Origin of the sequence: Marivirga arenosa (assembly GCF_030503895.2) — a bacterium.
In the GTDB taxonomy this organism is placed as follows: Bacteria; Bacteroidota; Bacteroidia; order Cytophagales; family Cyclobacteriaceae; genus Marivirga; species Marivirga arenosa.
This window is the reverse complement of the sequence record NZ_CP129970.2, coordinates 2,219,654-2,237,067: the sequence shown is the minus strand read 5'-3', so window position 1 is coordinate 2,237,067 and position 17,414 is coordinate 2,219,654. Positions and strand designations below refer to the sequence as shown.

General features: G+C 34.9%; 19 protein-coding genes and 1 pseudogene. 17 read left to right on the top strand and 3 right to left on the bottom strand.

Going from position 1 to position 17,414, the window contains the following annotated elements:
* Positions 1–201 precede the first annotated feature (201 nt).
* The 16 genes and pseudogenes from QYS48_RS09840 (at position 202) to QYS48_RS09770 (ending at position 10,895) form a co-directional block, all read left to right on the top strand.
* Entirely contained in the window at positions 202–1,143 is a 942-nt protein-coding gene (locus tag QYS48_RS09840) for a pentapeptide repeat-containing protein (RefSeq protein WP_308355757.1), read from the top strand.
* A complete protein-coding gene (locus tag QYS48_RS09835) occupies positions 1,140–2,060 on the top strand; it encodes a nucleotidyltransferase domain-containing protein (protein WP_308355756.1) in 921 nt (306 codons plus the stop codon). Before QYS48_RS09840 ends, QYS48_RS09835 begins: the two co-directional genes overlap by 4 nt.
* 80 nt (positions 2,061–2,140) lie before the next feature.
* Positions 2,141–2,644, top strand: a complete 504-nt coding sequence (locus QYS48_RS09830; RefSeq protein ID WP_308355755.1) for a hypothetical protein — start codon at positions 2,141–2,143, stop codon at positions 2,642–2,644.
* A gap of 226 nt (positions 2,645–2,870) precedes the next feature.
* Positions 2,871–4,154, top strand: coding sequence for a hypothetical protein (locus tag QYS48_RS09825; RefSeq protein ID WP_308355754.1), 1,284 nt, complete (start codon positions 2,871–2,873; stop codon positions 4,152–4,154).
* A 207-nt stretch (positions 4,155–4,361) separates the two neighbouring features.
* Positions 4,362–5,231 carry a hypothetical protein gene (locus tag QYS48_RS09820; protein ID WP_308355753.1) on the top strand — a complete coding sequence of 290 codons (870 nt, stop codon included), beginning with the start codon at positions 4,362–4,364 and terminating at the stop codon, positions 5,229–5,231.
* An 11-nt stretch (positions 5,232–5,242) separates the two neighbouring features.
* Entirely contained in the window at positions 5,243–5,746 is a 504-nt protein-coding gene (locus tag QYS48_RS09815) for a hypothetical protein (protein WP_308355752.1), read from the top strand.
* Positions 5,747–5,765: 19 nt separating this feature from the next.
* Positions 5,766–6,587 carry an SDR family oxidoreductase gene (locus QYS48_RS09810; RefSeq protein ID WP_308355751.1) on the top strand — a complete coding sequence of 274 codons (822 nt, stop codon included), beginning with the start codon at positions 5,766–5,768 and terminating at the stop codon, positions 6,585–6,587.
* A gap of 59 nt (positions 6,588–6,646) precedes the next feature.
* Positions 6,647–7,555 (top strand): helix-turn-helix domain-containing protein, encoded by a 909-nt coding sequence (locus QYS48_RS09805; RefSeq protein WP_308355750.1) that lies wholly within the window; start codon positions 6,647–6,649, stop codon positions 7,553–7,555.
* Between the two features lie 157 nt (positions 7,556–7,712).
* Positions 7,713–8,129 carry a VOC family protein gene (locus QYS48_RS09800; protein WP_308355749.1) on the top strand — a complete coding sequence of 139 codons (417 nt, stop codon included), beginning with the start codon at positions 7,713–7,715 and terminating at the stop codon, positions 8,127–8,129.
* A gap of 189 nt (positions 8,130–8,318) precedes the next feature.
* Positions 8,319–8,666 carry a YciI family protein gene (locus QYS48_RS09795; protein WP_308355748.1) on the top strand — a complete coding sequence of 116 codons (348 nt, stop codon included), beginning with the start codon at positions 8,319–8,321 and terminating at the stop codon, positions 8,664–8,666.
* Positions 8,656–9,339 carry a hypothetical protein gene (locus QYS48_RS09790; protein ID WP_308355747.1) on the top strand — a complete coding sequence of 228 codons (684 nt, stop codon included), beginning with the start codon at positions 8,656–8,658 and terminating at the stop codon, positions 9,337–9,339. The genes QYS48_RS09795 and QYS48_RS09790 overlap by 11 nt, the downstream gene beginning before the upstream one ends.
* Positions 9,282–9,428, top strand: a pseudogene (locus QYS48_RS17095) (hypothetical protein); the annotation flags it as partial. The gene QYS48_RS09790 and the pseudogene QYS48_RS17095, both read left to right, overlap by 58 nt.
* Positions 9,429–9,479: 51 nt before the next feature.
* The gene (locus QYS48_RS09785) at positions 9,480–9,869 is read left to right on the top strand and encodes a hypothetical protein (RefSeq protein ID WP_308355746.1); all 390 of its coding nucleotides are present in this window, start codon (positions 9,480–9,482) and stop codon (positions 9,867–9,869) included.
* A gap of 111 nt (positions 9,870–9,980) precedes the next feature.
* The gene (locus QYS48_RS09780) at positions 9,981–10,157 is read left to right on the top strand and encodes a hypothetical protein (protein ID WP_308355745.1); all 177 of its coding nucleotides are present in this window, start codon (positions 9,981–9,983) and stop codon (positions 10,155–10,157) included.
* The gene (locus QYS48_RS09775; protein ID WP_369592739.1) at positions 10,094–10,381 is read left to right on the top strand and encodes a hypothetical protein; all 288 of its coding nucleotides are present in this window, start codon (positions 10,094–10,096) and stop codon (positions 10,379–10,381) included. Before QYS48_RS09780 ends, QYS48_RS09775 begins: the two co-directional genes overlap by 64 nt.
* An 88-nt stretch (positions 10,382–10,469) precedes the next feature.
* Positions 10,470–10,895 (top strand): hypothetical protein, encoded by a 426-nt coding sequence (locus tag QYS48_RS09770; protein ID WP_302102113.1) that lies wholly within the window; start codon positions 10,470–10,472, stop codon positions 10,893–10,895.
* Positions 10,896–11,012: 117 nt separating this feature from the next.
* On the opposite strand, the gene QYS48_RS09765 is transcribed toward QYS48_RS09770, so the two are convergent.
* Genes QYS48_RS09765 through QYS48_RS09755 form a run of 3 tightly spaced genes read right to left on the bottom strand, consistent with a single transcriptional unit; the run spans position 11,013 to position 14,412 of the window.
* Complete coding sequence (locus tag QYS48_RS09765; RefSeq protein ID WP_308355743.1) at positions 11,013–11,762, bottom strand: succinate dehydrogenase/fumarate reductase iron-sulfur subunit; 750 nt, start codon at positions 11,760–11,762, stop codon at positions 11,013–11,015.
* A gap of 27 nt (positions 11,763–11,789) precedes the next feature.
* On the bottom strand, positions 11,790–13,724 hold the full coding sequence (locus QYS48_RS09760; protein ID WP_308355742.1) for a fumarate reductase/succinate dehydrogenase flavoprotein subunit: 1,935 nt from the start codon (positions 13,722–13,724) through the stop codon (positions 11,790–11,792).
* 16 nt (positions 13,725–13,740) lie between these two features.
* The gene (locus QYS48_RS09755; protein ID WP_302102114.1) at positions 13,741–14,412 is read right to left on the bottom strand and encodes a succinate dehydrogenase cytochrome b subunit; all 672 of its coding nucleotides are present in this window, start codon (positions 14,410–14,412) and stop codon (positions 13,741–13,743) included.
* Positions 14,413–14,623: 211 nt separating this feature from the next.
* Between QYS48_RS09755 and QYS48_RS09750 the strand changes: the two genes are divergently transcribed.
* A complete protein-coding gene (locus tag QYS48_RS09750) occupies positions 14,624–17,413 on the top strand; it encodes a gliding motility-associated C-terminal domain-containing protein (protein WP_308355741.1) in 2,790 nt (929 codons plus the stop codon).
* The last annotated feature ends 1 nt before the right edge of the window (position 17,414 follow it).

Sequence of the window (17,414 nt, the reverse complement as noted above, 5' to 3'; positions counted from 1 at the left end):
GTACAAATTTCAAAAAACTCCATTTTTTCATTACATTTATCGCATCAGTTCATCTACAACCAAAACCTAATGCTCCGCTTTATTTTTTGAATGGTGATTACTGACAAAATAGATATATCATCACCTAGTGGTGACGATATATAAATATAGTCACCAGGGGGTGACTATATTCAGTTGTTGTGTGTCATTTGAGAAAAGCATATGAGTAAAGAAATTAAAGAATTTTGGAATTTAGATAGCGAGCAATTTAAAAGAGTAATTGAATCGCAGGAAGAATTTTATAAGCTTCTTGATGTTTCTGACGATGTAAAAGATTTTGTTTATTGGCCAAAAGAATTAAAACCTAATAGCAAAAGACAATATAAAATAGAAAATAAAACTTTTACTAATTGCAGTTTTGCAATAACAGAAATAGAAGACATCATCTTTCAAAATTGCAAATTCTATAATTGTAAATTTAATCACGCAAAAATAAAAGAATGTAGATTTCATGATTGCAACTTTAAGTACGTAAATATGTTTAAAGTGGCCGTTAAAAAAACATATGTAGAACCAAATTCTTTTAGAAATATAATACCAAACATTCGTGATTTTAGAGGTTGTCTCAAAAACGCTAATATGTGTGTTACATTTTTTCAAGAAATTCTTGACAACTCAAAAGACGAAGGACAACCTGAACATACAAAACAAGCTGATTATCATTTTAGAAAGTGGAAAGGTTTAAATTACATCCAAAAGAGATTATTCCCTGAAAAAGATAGTAGACGAACTACAAATTGGACTTTTATAAAAAAGTTCATACCCAATATGCTACTGTATTTTTTCACAGGTTATGGATATAAAATCCCAAATTTTTTGATAGTATTTTTATTAGGATTTAGTTTCTTTTTCTACAACAACTATCACAATTGGGTTAATTATGGACTTGTTCAAAAAGATTTAAAAATAGAATCATTTAATGCAGAATTACCTAATTTCAGTTCTACATTTTATTACACTTTAGATTCCACAACCAAGCTTGTAGATTCACAATTTCAAGCAACAACTGAACTTGGAATGGTTTGGCTGACAGCACAAAGCTTATTTGGATTCTTTTTATTAAGTGCCTTGTTGACAATCATAATAAACAAATTTGTAAGATGAAAAATTTTAGTATCGCAATTTTCGGTAGCTCATTAAGAGCAGATTTTGACAAATACAGTGATAGAGATTTATTAATTGTCGCTGAAGATTTTGAAACTTTAAAAAGATTAAAAAAAATCTACTCTAAGGATGATTGGTCAATATCCTACTATACATACTCGAAGCTCAATTATTTATCTAAAAATGGTAGTTTATTTATCAAGCATTTACAAAAAGAATCAAAAACCATTATTGACCCAAATGATAGATTTAAAGATATAATAAGTCATTTCAATCCAAAGACAGATTATAAAAAGGACATTAAAGATTGTGAGAAGTATTTTGACATAATTAAGACTGTTCCGAAAACTACTTTAGGTTTTGCCTGGTTTTGCGATTGCCTTTTTGTTGGATTAAGGAATTATTTAGTGTTTAAAAATGCGGAGAATGGAATTTTTGAATTTTCATTTATAAAACTATTAAACAGATTAAAAGAGCAAGGTTTAATAAATCAATCTGCCATTAATGTTTTAAGGGAATTAAGAGTCGTAAAAAGAAACTATAGAGAAGAAATCCTTGATGAATTACCTTCTTTGGACTTCATTAAAAAAGTAATATCTATTGTAAAAGATTTAGGGATTTTAGATTCTGTAAAGTTTGTTGAGTCAGAGACATTTCAAAGTCTAATTGAAAAGTCTATTATCAAAAGAAAATTTAATCCTTATCAAAGATTAAGATTGGTGGAAGGATATTACTGTTCTCAAGATTTGAACATTCCTGAATTGAAAAAAATAATTAGTAATCCACAATTTTATTCTTGCAAAATGAAGGACAATGATTTTACTCTCAATTTGATATCGGAAATTAAAAAACGCCACACAACATTGTATAAAAATAATAGCGGTTTAATCGCTAAAACTAAAGTAAGTAAAGAATAATAGGGTCTGTGTTTAACCGAAAAGATAGCGCATAAAAATCCGCTACTATTCTTATACCAGACCGTTACAGAAAATCCTCCATGAGTTACTCTTTACTGTCGACAATATTTTTGCTTTTCACAATAACTGTTTTCGGTCAAACTGATGGAATAACAGAGATTAAGAAACTATACAATGAGACTCAAGATAATAAATCAACCTATAAGACGCTGACAGCAGATGATTTTGAAAATTCATCCGAGGGAGGAGAATTAAAAGCATTTAAGGATTCACAAGAAGTTCGTTTAATCGAGGCAAGGTACTATGGTCACATGGGTAAGACCGTGGCGGAATTCTATTACCTGAACGGACAAATCTACTTTATTTTCCTCAAGGAATTTAGATATAACATGCCACCTGCAGAATCGGGGTACGATCAGGACAAAACCACAATTGAAGAATCTCGATACTATTTTTGGGACAACAGAATGATCCGCTGGATCAGCCCAGATGGTGAGTATGTGGATACGAAATCACCTGAATTCCTAAAGACATCAAAAGAGAAATATGACTGGGCTGATGAACTTTTGGAAACAGTTAAATAAAGTCTGTAACACTAAGTATTAACCATACGCTTCAGCAGTTTCTTGCAAGCAAAACAGTTGATTACCGCAATTTTTGGCTGGCAGGATCATAGCCTCATTGGAACTTTAGTAGGCAAAGCAACCGAGCCATTGGTAACAAAGTAAAAATTGCTATCTTCATTACCTTAATTAATAGTGGCCCACGGTTTTTACACGCGCCCGATACTTGCAATTAAGAAGATGAAGTATGAAAGCTGTTTTTATAGTATTTAGCCTACTTGTCTCAATAAAATTAAATGGTCAATCAGATAGTGTATATACTCAATCCTATTTAGACAAGAGTACACGATTTGCTTGGCTGACATACGGTGGTGATTTGAACTATTTGAGTGGTGGCACAACACAGCAATTTATTAACGGTGTTAAGCAAGATACCGATTTCGGAAGTACCTTAATGCCTAGGTTGACAATTGGTGGTATCCACTTTTGGGGCCATGCTGACTTCTATGTGACTTTCCCATTATCCTTTCTAACGCTGCAAGATAAACCAAGTGGAATAAATCAATTAGACGTTTATCAAGGAGTTGAAACAGGTATGCGACTCTACCCCTTAAAACTTCAACCCCAAAGATTAAGCCCCTTTTTAGGTATTAGTTTCAGAAGGTTTCGTTTTTCTCAGGAATCAGAAGAGAGTAATAGTAGCAACGGTATCCCATCCTATGGTCGCTTTATTCATCCCTTACAGTTTGGGTTGACTTACACATCTGATAAGTGGCATATTTCAGCTTCAGGATATTATAACTACCAAAATGAATTTGACTATTATATTTCCCCAACCGAAACAGCTGATGTCAGATTGAACCCAGTATCGGTTAATTTAAGCTTGCTAAGATATATTGACACAGACCGGCACTTTAGAACACCTAGTGCAGCGAGGCAATTAAATGATTATTATAAAAAACTTAAAAGTGAAAACTTATTGAGTGCATGGTTTTTTGGAATAGGGCCTTCCGCTGCCTTACAAATGAACAAATCCACTTATTTGAAGGAAAATCATCCATTTTTATATGATAATTATTCTGCTGCTATTCTACCTGACCTCACTTTCGGTAGATATTTCAATAACATTGATGCAAATGTAAATTTGGCTTACCGAACTTATGGTGACCGGTTTGAAGGTTTTGGCACTGAAATTAGAACTAGAAGACATTCAGTTGGAGTTGAGTCAGTTAAATTCCTTTTTAACTACCTCGGTTTTGTGCCTTTTGTAGGACCAATCATTTCCTATGAAAACTTGAATACATCAGTGAATGGTGTCGATTACACTGAAAATAAATTGGCTTTAGGAGTTACATTTGGTTGGGATATCAGGGTGACAAAGACAGGTACAAGTCTTTTGAGGACAAATCTACGTTACAATCCTAACTTACACATGAGTGTTGAAGGGGAAAAGATGATGTTCGACCATCTCGAATTCAATTTTATTCAATGGGTACAATTTATTGGCAGAAAAAAGGCACTAAGGAAATAAGTTCTGATTCGTAGGAAACTATGTAATTATCCGAAAGTTTGGTTCTTTTTAATCGACTAATTTTCATATACTTAGCATTATTTGCAATAAGAACGCACGACCATAAAAAATGAACTTCCTTAATTTCATTTAGTCTTTCCGAGAAATCATTTAGTTCCCTCATTTTGATTCATAGAAATTTGTAAAACAAATAAAAAATGAGGAACCATGATTAAAAAGATATTCGGAATTGCCCCTACAAAAGAAAAAAATGGCCCTGGATATATCCCCTCTCCAATGGGCAGAATGCTAGGGGTAGATAAAGTAAGCGGATTTAAAGCCACCAACTTCGGAGGTAAAAAGTATAGCGGAGAAAAGAAAATTTTAGTGCTGTGCACTGAAGAACGCTATTTTGAAATGGCCAATGGTAAACAGTTTTCTACAGGCAATAATGTACAGGAAACCATGGTTTCGTTAATGCACTTAGTGAATGGCGGCTTTAATTTTGAGGTGGTAACTCCAACAGGTAAAGCGGCTATTTTAGAGGAATGGTCAGTACCTCTCAAGGATGAGGCAGTTATCAAATTTAGAACTGAAAACCAATTAAAATTTAATAATCCATTATCACTCAAAAAGCTCATTGAAAATGATGAGCTGAATGATACTTCAAATTACATTGCACTTTTTCTACCAGGTGGCCATGGCGCTATGCTTGGTCTGCCTGAAGATGAAAACGTAGGAAAATTGCTTCGCTGGATAAAATCATCTGAGCGATACTTGATTGCAGTATGTCATGGCCCCGCTGCTATGATAGCAAAGGACAAAAAAGATGAGCCCAACCCTTACCAGGGATATAAAATGGTTGCTTTTCCCGACAAGTTTGATAAACAGTCCCCTTCCTTGGGTTATTTACCCGGACAACTTCCATGGTTTCAATGTGAAGCACTAGAGAAAGAAGGAATTGAAGTGATAAATGACAAAATCACAGGCGCTACTCATATCGATCGAAAGCTTATTTCAGGGGACAGTCCGAAGGCTTGTGACGAGCTGGGCAAAATCACCGTGGATATCTTATTCCATGAATTACAGGTCAACTAATAGCTTTTAAAATGACAGAAGACATGGAAATTATGAAGCAGTTCGAAATTTATATCGCTGCCCAAAGAGCCACAGGTATGCAAATCATCATTTTTGGTGTAGCCCTTCTCCTAGCCGCTATCCTACTGCATTTTAGCCAGCTTAACCCTATCACGCAGGGTTTAAGAAATAGCTTTTTAGTGATCAGCATATTACTGTTAGTGAGCGGTATTGGGTTTGTAGTCAATCAAAAAAGTCTTTTGAAGACCAAAACGGAAATCTATCAAGCAGATCCGTCTGAATTCAAAAATCAGGAAGTAGAGCGAATGGAAGGTGTGAACAAAAGTGTGCCTAAAATCATCTTGGGGCTAAGCATTGTCCTGACAATCATACTCTTGGTCTTAATTTTATGGATCAAGCAACCTTTATGGAGAGGTGTATCCTACGGTATATCGATCTATTTCCTAGGTCTTTTGATCGTAGAATCTATCTCTTACCTCTCAGTAAAGACTTACCTAAACGCTTTATTAAACTAAACACATAAAAATAAAAAACATGAACAAGACCATTTTAATAACAGGAGCCAGCTCAGGAATAGGAAGAGCAACTGCCTTATTATTTCAAGAAAAAGGATGGAACGTAATCGCTACGATGCGAACACCTGAGAAGGAGTCTGAGCTTAAAAGCTTAGATAATGTATTGGTGAATAAGCTTGATGTATTAGAAATTGATACTATCAAAAGTTCATTAAAAGAAGGAATAGAGAAATTTGGTAAAATTGATGTGGTACTCAATAATGCTGGATACGCTTTGATGGGAACTTTTGAATCCGCCAAACGAGAAAGCATTATCCGTCAATTTGGAGTGAATGTACAGGGGCTATTTGATGTTACGCAAGAAGTATTGCCCCACTTCAGAGCCAATAAAGAAGGAATGTTTATTAATATATCTTCTATCGGAGGAAAAATGACTTTTCCCTTAATGCCTCTGTATCATTCCACAAAGTGGGCGGTGGAAGGATTTTCGGAATCCTTGCGCTGGGAAATGGCGCAAATTGGAGTGAAGGTAAAACTGGTTGAACCGGGTGGTGTAGCCACTGATTTTGGTGGTCGTTCTTTAGACATGCAGCATAATCCAGAACTGACAGAGTATAATGAATTTGTTGGCGCATTTACCAAAGCTATGCAGGCTTCCATGGATCCTTCCAATATGAGCAAAGCTGAGCAAATTGCTGAGGTGATTTATACTGCGGCTACCGATGGAAAAGATACTTTACGCTACAGAGCGGGGGCAGATGCAAAGCAATTGTTAGCAGCTCGTTCAAATATGTCCGATGAAGAATTTTTTACCATGCAAGAACAGCAGTTCGGCTTATAATTATTTAAATTAGTGAAAGAGATAGGGAACAATCCTATCTCTTTAAATACAGAAACAAGATGGAATCTTATCAAATCAATTCAATCAGTCAGGCACATCAAGCTATGGGGCTTCCTGCACCCAAGCATCCTTTGGTCACAGTAGTTCAAACGAAGGATTTTGACACAAAGCTTGACTTTAATGGCGTGAAAGTCATCAATAATCTGTATCAAATCACGCTCAAACAATTAGGCTGCGGGAATTTATTTTATGGTAAAAATTCCTATGACTATGAGGAAGGCACCTTGGTATTTACATCTCCCGGCCAGGTAACTAGGTTTGAGGGTGATATGTCCGCACAAGAAAGTGATGAAGGTTGGACATTAGCTTTTCATCCCGATTTAATTAGAAAATCAACCTTATCGGATAAAATTGATACCTATTCATTTTTCAATTATGATGTGAATGAAGCCTTGCATCTGTCAGAGGAAGAGTTGGCTACTATAGAAGGTCTTTTAGATAAGATAGTGAAAGAATATAGCCAAAATTTAGACAAACACAGTCAGAACCTGATTTTATCGAACATTGAACTCCTACTGGATTATTGCACGCGATTCTACGATCGTCAATTTTATACAAGAACCAATTTAAACACAGACATCGTCTCAAAATTTGAAAGGCTTATCAAAGCCTTTTATCAAACAGAGATGGTGCATGAAGTCGGTATCCCCAATGTACAATATTTTGCAAATGAATTAAATTTCTCTTCAAACTATTTAAGTGATCTATTGAAAAAAGAAACCGGTAAATCAGCCCAAGAACACATCCATCTTTTCTTGATTGAACGTGCGAAAAACACCTTACTGAATTCTAAGCAATCCATTAGCGAGATTGGCTATGCGCTGGGTTTTGAGTATCCGCAACACTTTAGCAATCTGTTTAAGGCCAAAACAGGTATGAGCCCGAGTGAATTTAGGAGTTTGAATTAAAATATTGTGCCAAACGGGGTATAAAAGCAATAGCGATTCAATATAAACTTGAGCCGTTTTTTTGCTTAATTAGGTATATTGCTATGTGAAATGAAATTTAAGAGCGCTAATTCAATACTGTTCTTAAACAGAACGTTAGCCTCAATTAAAATAAACAATGTACCAAAGAATAGCACATATCGCTTTAGTAGTTGAGGATTATGATGAGGCGATTGAATTTTATACGGAAAAGTTGGATTTTACACTTCTTGAGGACACGAGAATAGATGAAAAGAAAAGATGGGTGATGGTCGCTCCACCAGGAGCAAAAGAATGTTGCTTATTACTAGCTAAAGCTGCTAATCAAAGACAAAAGGAAAGTATAGGAAATCAATCTGGAGGACGAGTTGGATTTTTTCTATTCACAGATGATCTGTGGCGAGATTATAACAATATGATAGATAGAAAAATAGATTTTATAAGACCTCCTTCTGAATTTGAATATGGGACTGTTACTGTATTTAAGGATTTATATGGCAATCTTTGGGACTTGATTGAACCCAATGAAAACAATAAAGGATTAATTAAAGAATAAAAAGATAGGTAACATTTGTAAATGAAACCATAGCATCCTATGAAATGCTATGATTTCAACGACTTAGCGTTTTGTGTCAACATATAATCATCCCAAAATTTAACATTTGAATAAATTTTAAATTTTTAGAAAAAAATGTCCAAAATTGAATATACCAAATGTCTTTAGAGTGAACTAAAACATTTTACAATGAAAAAATATTTATTACTTCTTCATGAAGACATAGAAAAAATGCAAAAACTTTCCCCTAAGGAAATGGAAGAATTAACAAATTCCCATATGGCTTGCGCGGAAAAGTTAGGCAAATCGGGTCATTTTATTTCTGGCGAGGGCCTTGAAGAAAATAGTGTTAAGATTTCTGGAAAGGATAGTATCGTTAAAGATGGGACATTCTTGGAATCCAAAGAAATGATTGGTGGCTACTATTTACTACAAGCCAAAGATTTAGAAACGATTATAGAATTGGTAAAAGGTTGTCCTTGCCATTTATGGGGTGGAACTACCGAAATCAGACCGATAATGGAATATGAAGAATAAAATTTCTTCGGTTGTCGAATCGAGTTACAGAGCTTTTTACGGAAAATTATTTTCGGCTCTTTTCAGTCAATTCGGTGCGAATTATGTAAGTGAAATCGAAGATGCAATTCAAAATTCATTTTACAAATCTTTAAAAAGTTGGAAACCTAATCAAGTTCCTACCAACAAAGAAAATTGGCTTTTTATTGTTGCCCGAAATGAAGTTTTGAACCAAATAAAAAAAGACAGCCGACAGCAATCGCAATCTGATTTTAAAAGCAAGGTAGAAACAGAAAATCCAAAAGAAGATTTAAGGCTAAAAACTATCCTATTTTTATCTAAGTCTAAAAAGGCATCTTCAAAAGTAAAAATGATTTTTGTTTTAAAAAATATCTTTGGACTGCACATCAAAGAGATTAGCGAATGTACTTTACTATCTCAAGATGCTATTTACAAAAGCATAAACAGAGCTAAAAAAGACTTTCAACAATCTACAAAAGATGAAAATTTTGATTTGACTTTTGAGCAAATAGCGGATCAAGAAATTAAAATTGTAGAGGAAATTCTATATGCAGTTTTCAACATTGGTTTTGACTCTTTCAACGAAAAAACCAATTCAATAATCAATGAAGATTTGTGTTTAGAGGCTTTATCACTTTCAAAAAAATTTTGTCCGATACGTTTCAGCGAGTAAGCACAAAAAATCTTCTTGCATTATTTTGCTTCCATCTTGCAAGAATTCCGGCAAAGATTAAAAATGACAAAATCGTTTCATTCTTTGAGCAGGATAAAACCAATTGGGATTACGACTTTATAAAATTAGGTTTCCACTATATGGAAAAACCTGAAAAGCTTAATAAATACTATTTAGAGGCTGTAATTGCAAGTAAACATATAACAGCAAGTAAGAATGACATTGAGCATTGGAACGAAATAATAAAACTATACCAATTATTGATTTCGGTTTCTAATTCGCCAATTACGAAATTGAACCTTTGTTATTGTTTAAGTAAGGCACAGAGGATCGAGGAGGCAAAAGAATTATTGGAAATTGTCGAAAATGAATTACCTGACGAACACATCTATCTTTCTTTGGTAAAGGCTAACATGCTCTCAAATAAAGAAAGCTATGAATCCGAAAAAATAATTAAGCAAGTATTAAAAAACATTAAGCAAAAAATCAGACGGGAATACATATTAGAAAATATATCAACTGGCTTCTGAATAGAACATTAGAATTATGTAAACACTATATAATCCTAATCATAACTTAAACAAATTCTTGTACAGAAAAGAGCGACATTTCTACACAAAAAGACAAAAAATAAAAAGTAGTTGAGCAGTATTTTGAACATTTCTCCAAAATCTGACAAATCTGTTTTAGCGGGCACAAGTTGGGGAGGTTTTGTTTTGCATCGAGCTATATTACCTTTAGGCACTCGGATGTTATTGGGAATGTCCTCTCGCAATCAGATTCCTATTGGATATATCCAGAAGAAAATGGGAAACTAATCAATCTGTATAAACAGAGTGAACGATTGCCTATCAAATTCTATCTAGATATTGGATTATATGATGCAAGTGCATCAATGCTCAGAGTGAACCGACAATTTCGAGATATCCTTGAAATAAAAGGCTATAAAGTAGATTATCGTGATTTTAAAGGCGACCACAATTACATTAATTGGAGGGGAACACTTTCAGACGAATTAATATCCTTGATTGGAACAGAATGAAAGGAAGAAAACCTATATTACATTACAAATGAAATTTTGGCTTGTTCTTCGCTATCATTTGTAATTTAATCTTGAATATTGTTTTTGAATGAAAAGATATTTTCCAATAAACAGGAGGCAACTTCAACCGAACAAACGAACTGGTTTATTCGGTATCATAACTCTTGTGGCAATACTTTCAGGTCTTTTACTTTTTTTCACAAATGAAAAACAAAATGCGGAAATTCTATCCTCTTATTGTGGAGGCTTCGGTTTATATGGGAAATCGTTGGTGTTAATGAAAGACAGCACCTTTAGGTTCAGTTATTATGGATGTAGTCAAACAAATGGATATGTCTCGGGTCAATGGAATTCTAATGGCCAAATTTTAACTTTAATACCGGCTCAAATAGATGACGTTCTAAATTTAAAGTATCAAAAATATAAATCTAAACTAATTCCATTGAAAGATTCTTCAGAAGCTGAATTTGTATTGTGCAAAAACTACGAGCATCCTACCAAAAAAGAATATTAACCTCCAATTGCCATAATAATCAAAGGATTATTTTTTTATACCTTTACTAAAATTCAGATGAAACATTAGCCAATAAAAAAAGGGCCAAAGCCCTTTTAAATATATTTTAATGAGGTTTTATTCTTGAGAGCCTACTTTAGCACTAAGAAATTCTCTATTCATTCTAGCAATGTTTGAAAGATCGATGCCTTTAGGACACTCTGCTGAGCATGCACCTGTATTTGTACAAGCTCCAAAGCCTTCAGCATCCATTTGCGCTACCATTTTCTGTGCTCTTTCTGCTCGCTCAACCTGTCCTTGTGGTAACATTGATAATTGAGAAATTTTAGCACTTACAAATAGCATGGCTGATGCATTTTTACATGCTGCAACACAAGCTCCACATCCAATGCAAGTAGCAGCATCAAAGGCCTCATCTGCAACTGACTTAGGAATTGGAATTTCGTTAGCATCAGGAGTACCCCCAGTATTAACACTAACATAACCTCCAGCTTGTATTACTCTATCAAATGCGCTTCTGTCCACTGCTAAATCTTTCACTACTGGGAAGGCTTTTGCTCTCCATGGCTCAATAGTAATCGTTTCACCGTCTTGGAAACTTCTCATGTGAAGCTGACAAGTAGTAACTCCTTTTAATGGACCATGTGGCTCACCATTAATGTACATGCTGCACATCCCACAGATACCCTCTCTACAGTCGTGATCAAAATGAACAGGGTCTTCATCCTTTTCAATAAGTTGCTCATTTAAAACATCAATCATTTCTAGAAATGACATATCGGATGATACACCATCTAAATCGTATGTTTTAAAAGCTCCTTTATCTTGATTATTCTTCTGTCTCCAGATTTTTAATTTAAATTTCATAATTAAAATATTTTGATGACCTCAGGATTATTTATAGCTCCTTTGCGTCAGTTTTACATTTTCAAATATCAATTGTTCTTTATGAAGGGTTTCTGGTTTTTCAGGACCAGTGTATTCCCAAGCAGCAACATATGCGAAGTCTTCGTCATTACGTTTTGCTTCTCCCTCAGGAGTTTGATGTTCTTCTCTGAAGTGACCTCCACATGATTCTTCTCTATGCAATGCATCATCAATCATCAACTCACCTAATTCTAAGAAATCAGAAACTCTTGATGCTTTCTCTAAAGAACTATTGAATTCTTCATTTGAACCTAAAACTTTCACATTCTTCCAGAAATCTGCTCTAAGCTCTTTGATCATTTCTTTAGCTTTTTTCAAGCCTTCACCAGTTCTAGACATACCGCAGTAGTCCCACATAATTTTACCTAATTCTTTGTGGTACTGGTCTACTGATTTTGAACCTTTGATAGATAATAGCTTATCAATATTATCTTTCACAGCTTTTTCTGCTTCTTTGAAAGCTTCGTGATCAGTGCCTACTTTCTCGTATTTCTCGCCTGCTAGATAGTTACCGATAGTGTAAGGTATTACAAAATAACCATCTGCTAAACCTTGCATTAATGCACTAGCACCTAATCTGTTTGCTCCGTGATCAGAGAAGTTAGATTCACCAGTCGCATATAAACCATCAATATTAGTTTTCAAATTGTAATCTACCCAAAGTCCACCCATAGTGTAGTGTACTGCAGGGAATATTGTCATTGGCTCTTTATATGGATTACTTCCTGTGATTTGCTTATACATATCAAACAGGTTACCATATTTACCAGCAATCACATCCTCACCATCACGCTTAATAGCATCTCTGAAATCTAGGTAAACGGCTTTACCTGTTTCATTTACCCCTCTACCTTCATCACAAACATATTTAGCATTTCTTGAAGCCACATCACGAGGCACAAGGTTACCGAATGCTGGGTATTTTCTTTCCAAATAATAATCTCTTTCGTCTTCAGAAAGATCATTTGGATGAATTTCTTTTTTTCTAATTTTTTGTGCTAACTCTTTCGTAGCCGGCACCCATACTCTACCATCATTTCTTAATGACTCTGACATTAAGGTCAATTTAGATTGATGATCTCCACTTACTGGAATACAAGTCGGGTGGATTTGAGTGTAACATGGGTTAGCCATTAAAGCTCCTTTTTTGTGAGCTCTCCAAGCTGCTGTCACATTCGATCCCATCGCATTAGTAGATAGATAGAAAACGTTTCCGTATCCACCTGTAGCTAAAACAACTGCGTGAGCTGAATGAGATTCAATTTTACCTGTAACTAAATTTCTGGTTACAATACCTCTTGCTTTTCCATCTACCATCACTAAATCAAGCATTTCTGTTCTTGGGAAAAGCTCAACTTTACCGTTGGCAATTTGACGGCTTAAAGCACTGTAAGCACCTAATAATAACTGCTGCCCAGTTTGACCTCTAGCGTAGAAAGTACGTGATACTTGAGCACCACCAAATGATCTGTTTGCTAATAAACCACCATATTCTCTTGCAAAAGGAACCCCTTGCGCCACACATTGGTCAATGATATTAACACTTACTTCAGCTAATCTGTAAACATTAGCCTCTCTTGAACGGTAATCACCCCCTTTGATAGTATCATAGAATAGACGGAAAACACTATCACCGTCATTTTGATAGTTTTTAGCGGCATTTATACCCCCTTGAGCGGCAATAGAGTGGGCTCTTCTGGGGCTATCCTGAAAACAGAAAGACTTTACATTATAACCTAATTCTGCTAAAGAAGCTGCTGCAGAAGCACCAGCCAAACCAGTACCTACAACGATTACATCGTATTTACGCTTGTTCGCTGGGTTAACCAGCTTCACATTAAATTTATGATTCGTCCATTTCTCTGCTAATGGACCTTCAGGTATTTTTGACTCTAAATTCATAGTACAGTAATTATCCTTAACTATTCAAAAACATGATTATTGGAATTATTGCAAAAGCAGCCGGTATTAAGACTGCATATACAACACCTAATTTCTTAATAAATGGAGTGTATTTGCTATGATTTAATCCTAGTGTTTGGAAAGCACTTGAGAAACCATGAGATAAATGGAATGCAAGTCCTATCATACACACAACATAAATCGCAACATACCACCATTCACTGAATGCAGCACTAACAACTTTATATAGGTCTTTGTTTCCAGCTTCATCCATTGGGATAGATCCCCAGTGCATTTCATACCAAAAGTTTCTTAAGTGAATCACTAAGAAAACAAAAATGATGAAACCGAGAATCCCCATGTTTCTAGAAGAAAAAGAACTGTTTGCAGACCCTTTTACTTCTGCATATCCAACTGGTCTAGCCGCTTTGTTTTTCATAGCCAATGCGATAGACATTGCAATATGGATTAATATGAATGCATATAATCCATAGGAAGTTGTTTTAATTATGGGATTAGAAGTCATGAACTTTGCATAAGCATTGAATGCCAATCCACCATCATCAGCTAACAATTGAAAATTTCCTGCTAAATGGACAACTAAAAAAATGATTAAAAACAAACCGGTAAGCGACATTACAAGTTTCCTACCAATTGTACTCGTTAACGTTTCAGAAAGCCAACTCATATATTGTATTAGTTATGGGTTTATAATAAAATATTTGTTTCAAAGTTACATTTGGAACAATTAGAAAACAATTGTGTTTTCTATTTTAAACAATTCTAAATAATGGCATGATTTTAGAAAGTAATATTATTTAGGAATTCAAAAAGAATTGATGTTTTAAGAACATATTTTTATAAATTAACGTTTTGTAATTTCGCTAAGTAAGCATATTGTGAAAAAAATACTCATATTTTCTATTTTAACCCTAAGCTTTTTAGGTGAGGCTCTAGCCACCCATATCAGGGCTGGAGAAATTACTGCCAAAAGAATTGGTTGTAATAGTAGAACTTATGAATTTACACTTACCGCCTATCGTGATACAGGATCAGACATTTTATTTGGAAATGGAGAATTTAAATATGGAAATGGAGAATCCATAATCTTAAATCCTGACGGCTACAGTCGAAAAGAGATTATTGATGATGAAGTTGAATTAGTTGAATTTAAATTTGAATATACTTACAGGTCGGATGGAAATTATGTAGTTTCTTATGTCGAAGATTATAGAAATAATGGCATTATAAATATGAGTCAGTCAGGACAAACTGCTTTTTATGTAGAAACCCTGATCAGAATAGACACATTTTTCGGATGCAATGATACACCCGTTTTCTTAATCCCTCCTGTAGATAAGGCAGCAGTTGGCGCTTTGTTCTACCATAATCCTGGAGCTTTTGATGTAAATGGGGATAGTATTGCATTTAAAATGGTGATTCCACAAAGTAGAGAAGATGTAAACGTGGGTAATTATCGATCACCAGAAGTGGCAGCTGGCGGGCAAAACAGTCAACAAACTGGGCCTGCAACCTTAACCTTAGATGAAATCTTGGGTGATCTCATATGGGATGCTCCAGGTTTGAAAGGAGAATACAATATAGCTTTTATAGCAGAGGAATGGAGGAATATAGAAGGTGAATGGATTCTTTTAGGAAGTGTTACTCGAGACATGCAAATCATTGTAGATGAAACCGATAATGATCCGCCAGAATTAGAAATTCCAATGGACACTTGTATAGAAGCAGGAACACTTTTAGAAGCGGATATTATTGCTACTGATCCAAACCTCGAATCTTTAGTAAGAATTGAAGGCTTTGGTGGTCCTTTTGTTTTAAATCCTCCCGCAGCCCTTACTCCTAATACAAATGCATTTTTCGAATCCCCTACCACATCAAAATTCTCATGGCAAACTGACTGCTCTCACATCCGGCAGAACCCATATTTAGTTAGATTTAAAGCTACAGATAATGGACCAGGTATTCGTTTAACAAGCTTTGAGACTTGGAGTATTACCGTAGTGCCGCCAGCACCTAAAAATGTGATAGCTGAAAGTAAACCTCAACGTTCAATTGAAGTATCATGGGATGAGTATAATTGTGGCGATGCAGAAGTAATTCAAGTTTACAGAAGAGTTGATAGTTTTGATTTTACTCCTGAAAATTGTGAGATTGGAATTCCTGAAAACGGAGGTTATGAATTAATTGGAGCTGTTCCGGTAGATCAAACTTCTTTCCTTGATGATAATGCTGGTCAAGGTTTAGATTTTGGCGCTACTTATTGCTACAGATTAGTTGCTGTTTTCCAATTACCAAAAGGAGGCGTAAGTTATGCTTCAGAAGAAGTTTGTCAAAAAATTGAGGCTACTGGTCCAGTAGTTACCAATGTTAGCGTAGATCAAACCAGTGATGTAAATGGAGAGATAACCCTTAGCTGGCTTCCACCTTTAGATATAGACACAGATGTTTACCCAGCTCCGTACAAATACCAAATATTAAGAAGCAATGGCGGAGGATTTGAAGCTGTGGGAGTAATTGAGGATGACACAACATTTATTGATACAGGATTAAATACTTTATCGATACAGTATGAATATCAAGTTGAGCTTTATTTAGTAAATGATGAGATAAATGAAGATAATTTGATAGAGGTTTCTGCTAACGCTTCTTCTGTAAGACTATCATCAGTAGGTTTATTTGAATCAATTGAGCTAAACTGGGAGGCAAATGTTCCGTGGTCAAATACTAATCAAGATCACCCTTATCATTATATATACAGAAATAAAGCAGGATCGAACGCCAGCAGCTTAGTGCTTATCGATTCAGTTGATGTTACTTTAAATGGATTCCATTATTTAGATAGCGGTCAGTTTAATGGGGAAACTCTTATTAACTCTGAAGAGTATTGCTATTATGTTACCACAGCGGGCGGGTATGGAAATGATGAAATCTTTGAACCTTTATTGAATGATTCTCAAATAATCTGTGCAAGGCCAGATGATCAAATAGATCCATGTCCCCCATTTGAAATTGCTTTCGAATTAGATTCTCCTGAAAAATGTCTTGATTTCTTGGCCGATAAAGATTGTGAATTCAATCAATTCCAAAATGAACTTTATTGGAATGCTAATCTAGCCGATAGTTGTGACAGTGATATTAGCTATTATGAGATTTTCTTCCAGGAAGAACTCGATACTGAATTTGAATTAATAGGAACTACCAGAGACACTTTCTACATCCATGATAATTTACCTGAATTTGCAGGATGTTACATGATCAGAGCGGTTGATCAGTCAGAAAATAGAAGTAGTTTTTCAGAAGTTTTCTGTAAAGAAAACTGTCCTAACATTGCGTTCCCTAATATTTTCACACCAAATAATGATGGAAAGAATGATACCTTCACTCCTTTCTTCCAAAGAGAATTTGAGGCTGGTAATATTCCTCTAAATAAATGCCCTAGATTCTTAGAGGATATTGAATTTAATGTTTACAATAGATACGGAAAACTAGTTTACAGTTACAAAAGCGGAGGGGAAAATGGTTTATATATTAATTGGGACGGTACTAATTTTGGAGGAGAAGAGTTGCCTTCAGCTACCTATTTCTATGAGGCTATTGTAACCTTTGATATGTTAAGACCAGAGAATAGAGAAAAAAGGTATAAAGGATTTGTTCAAATTATCAGATAGC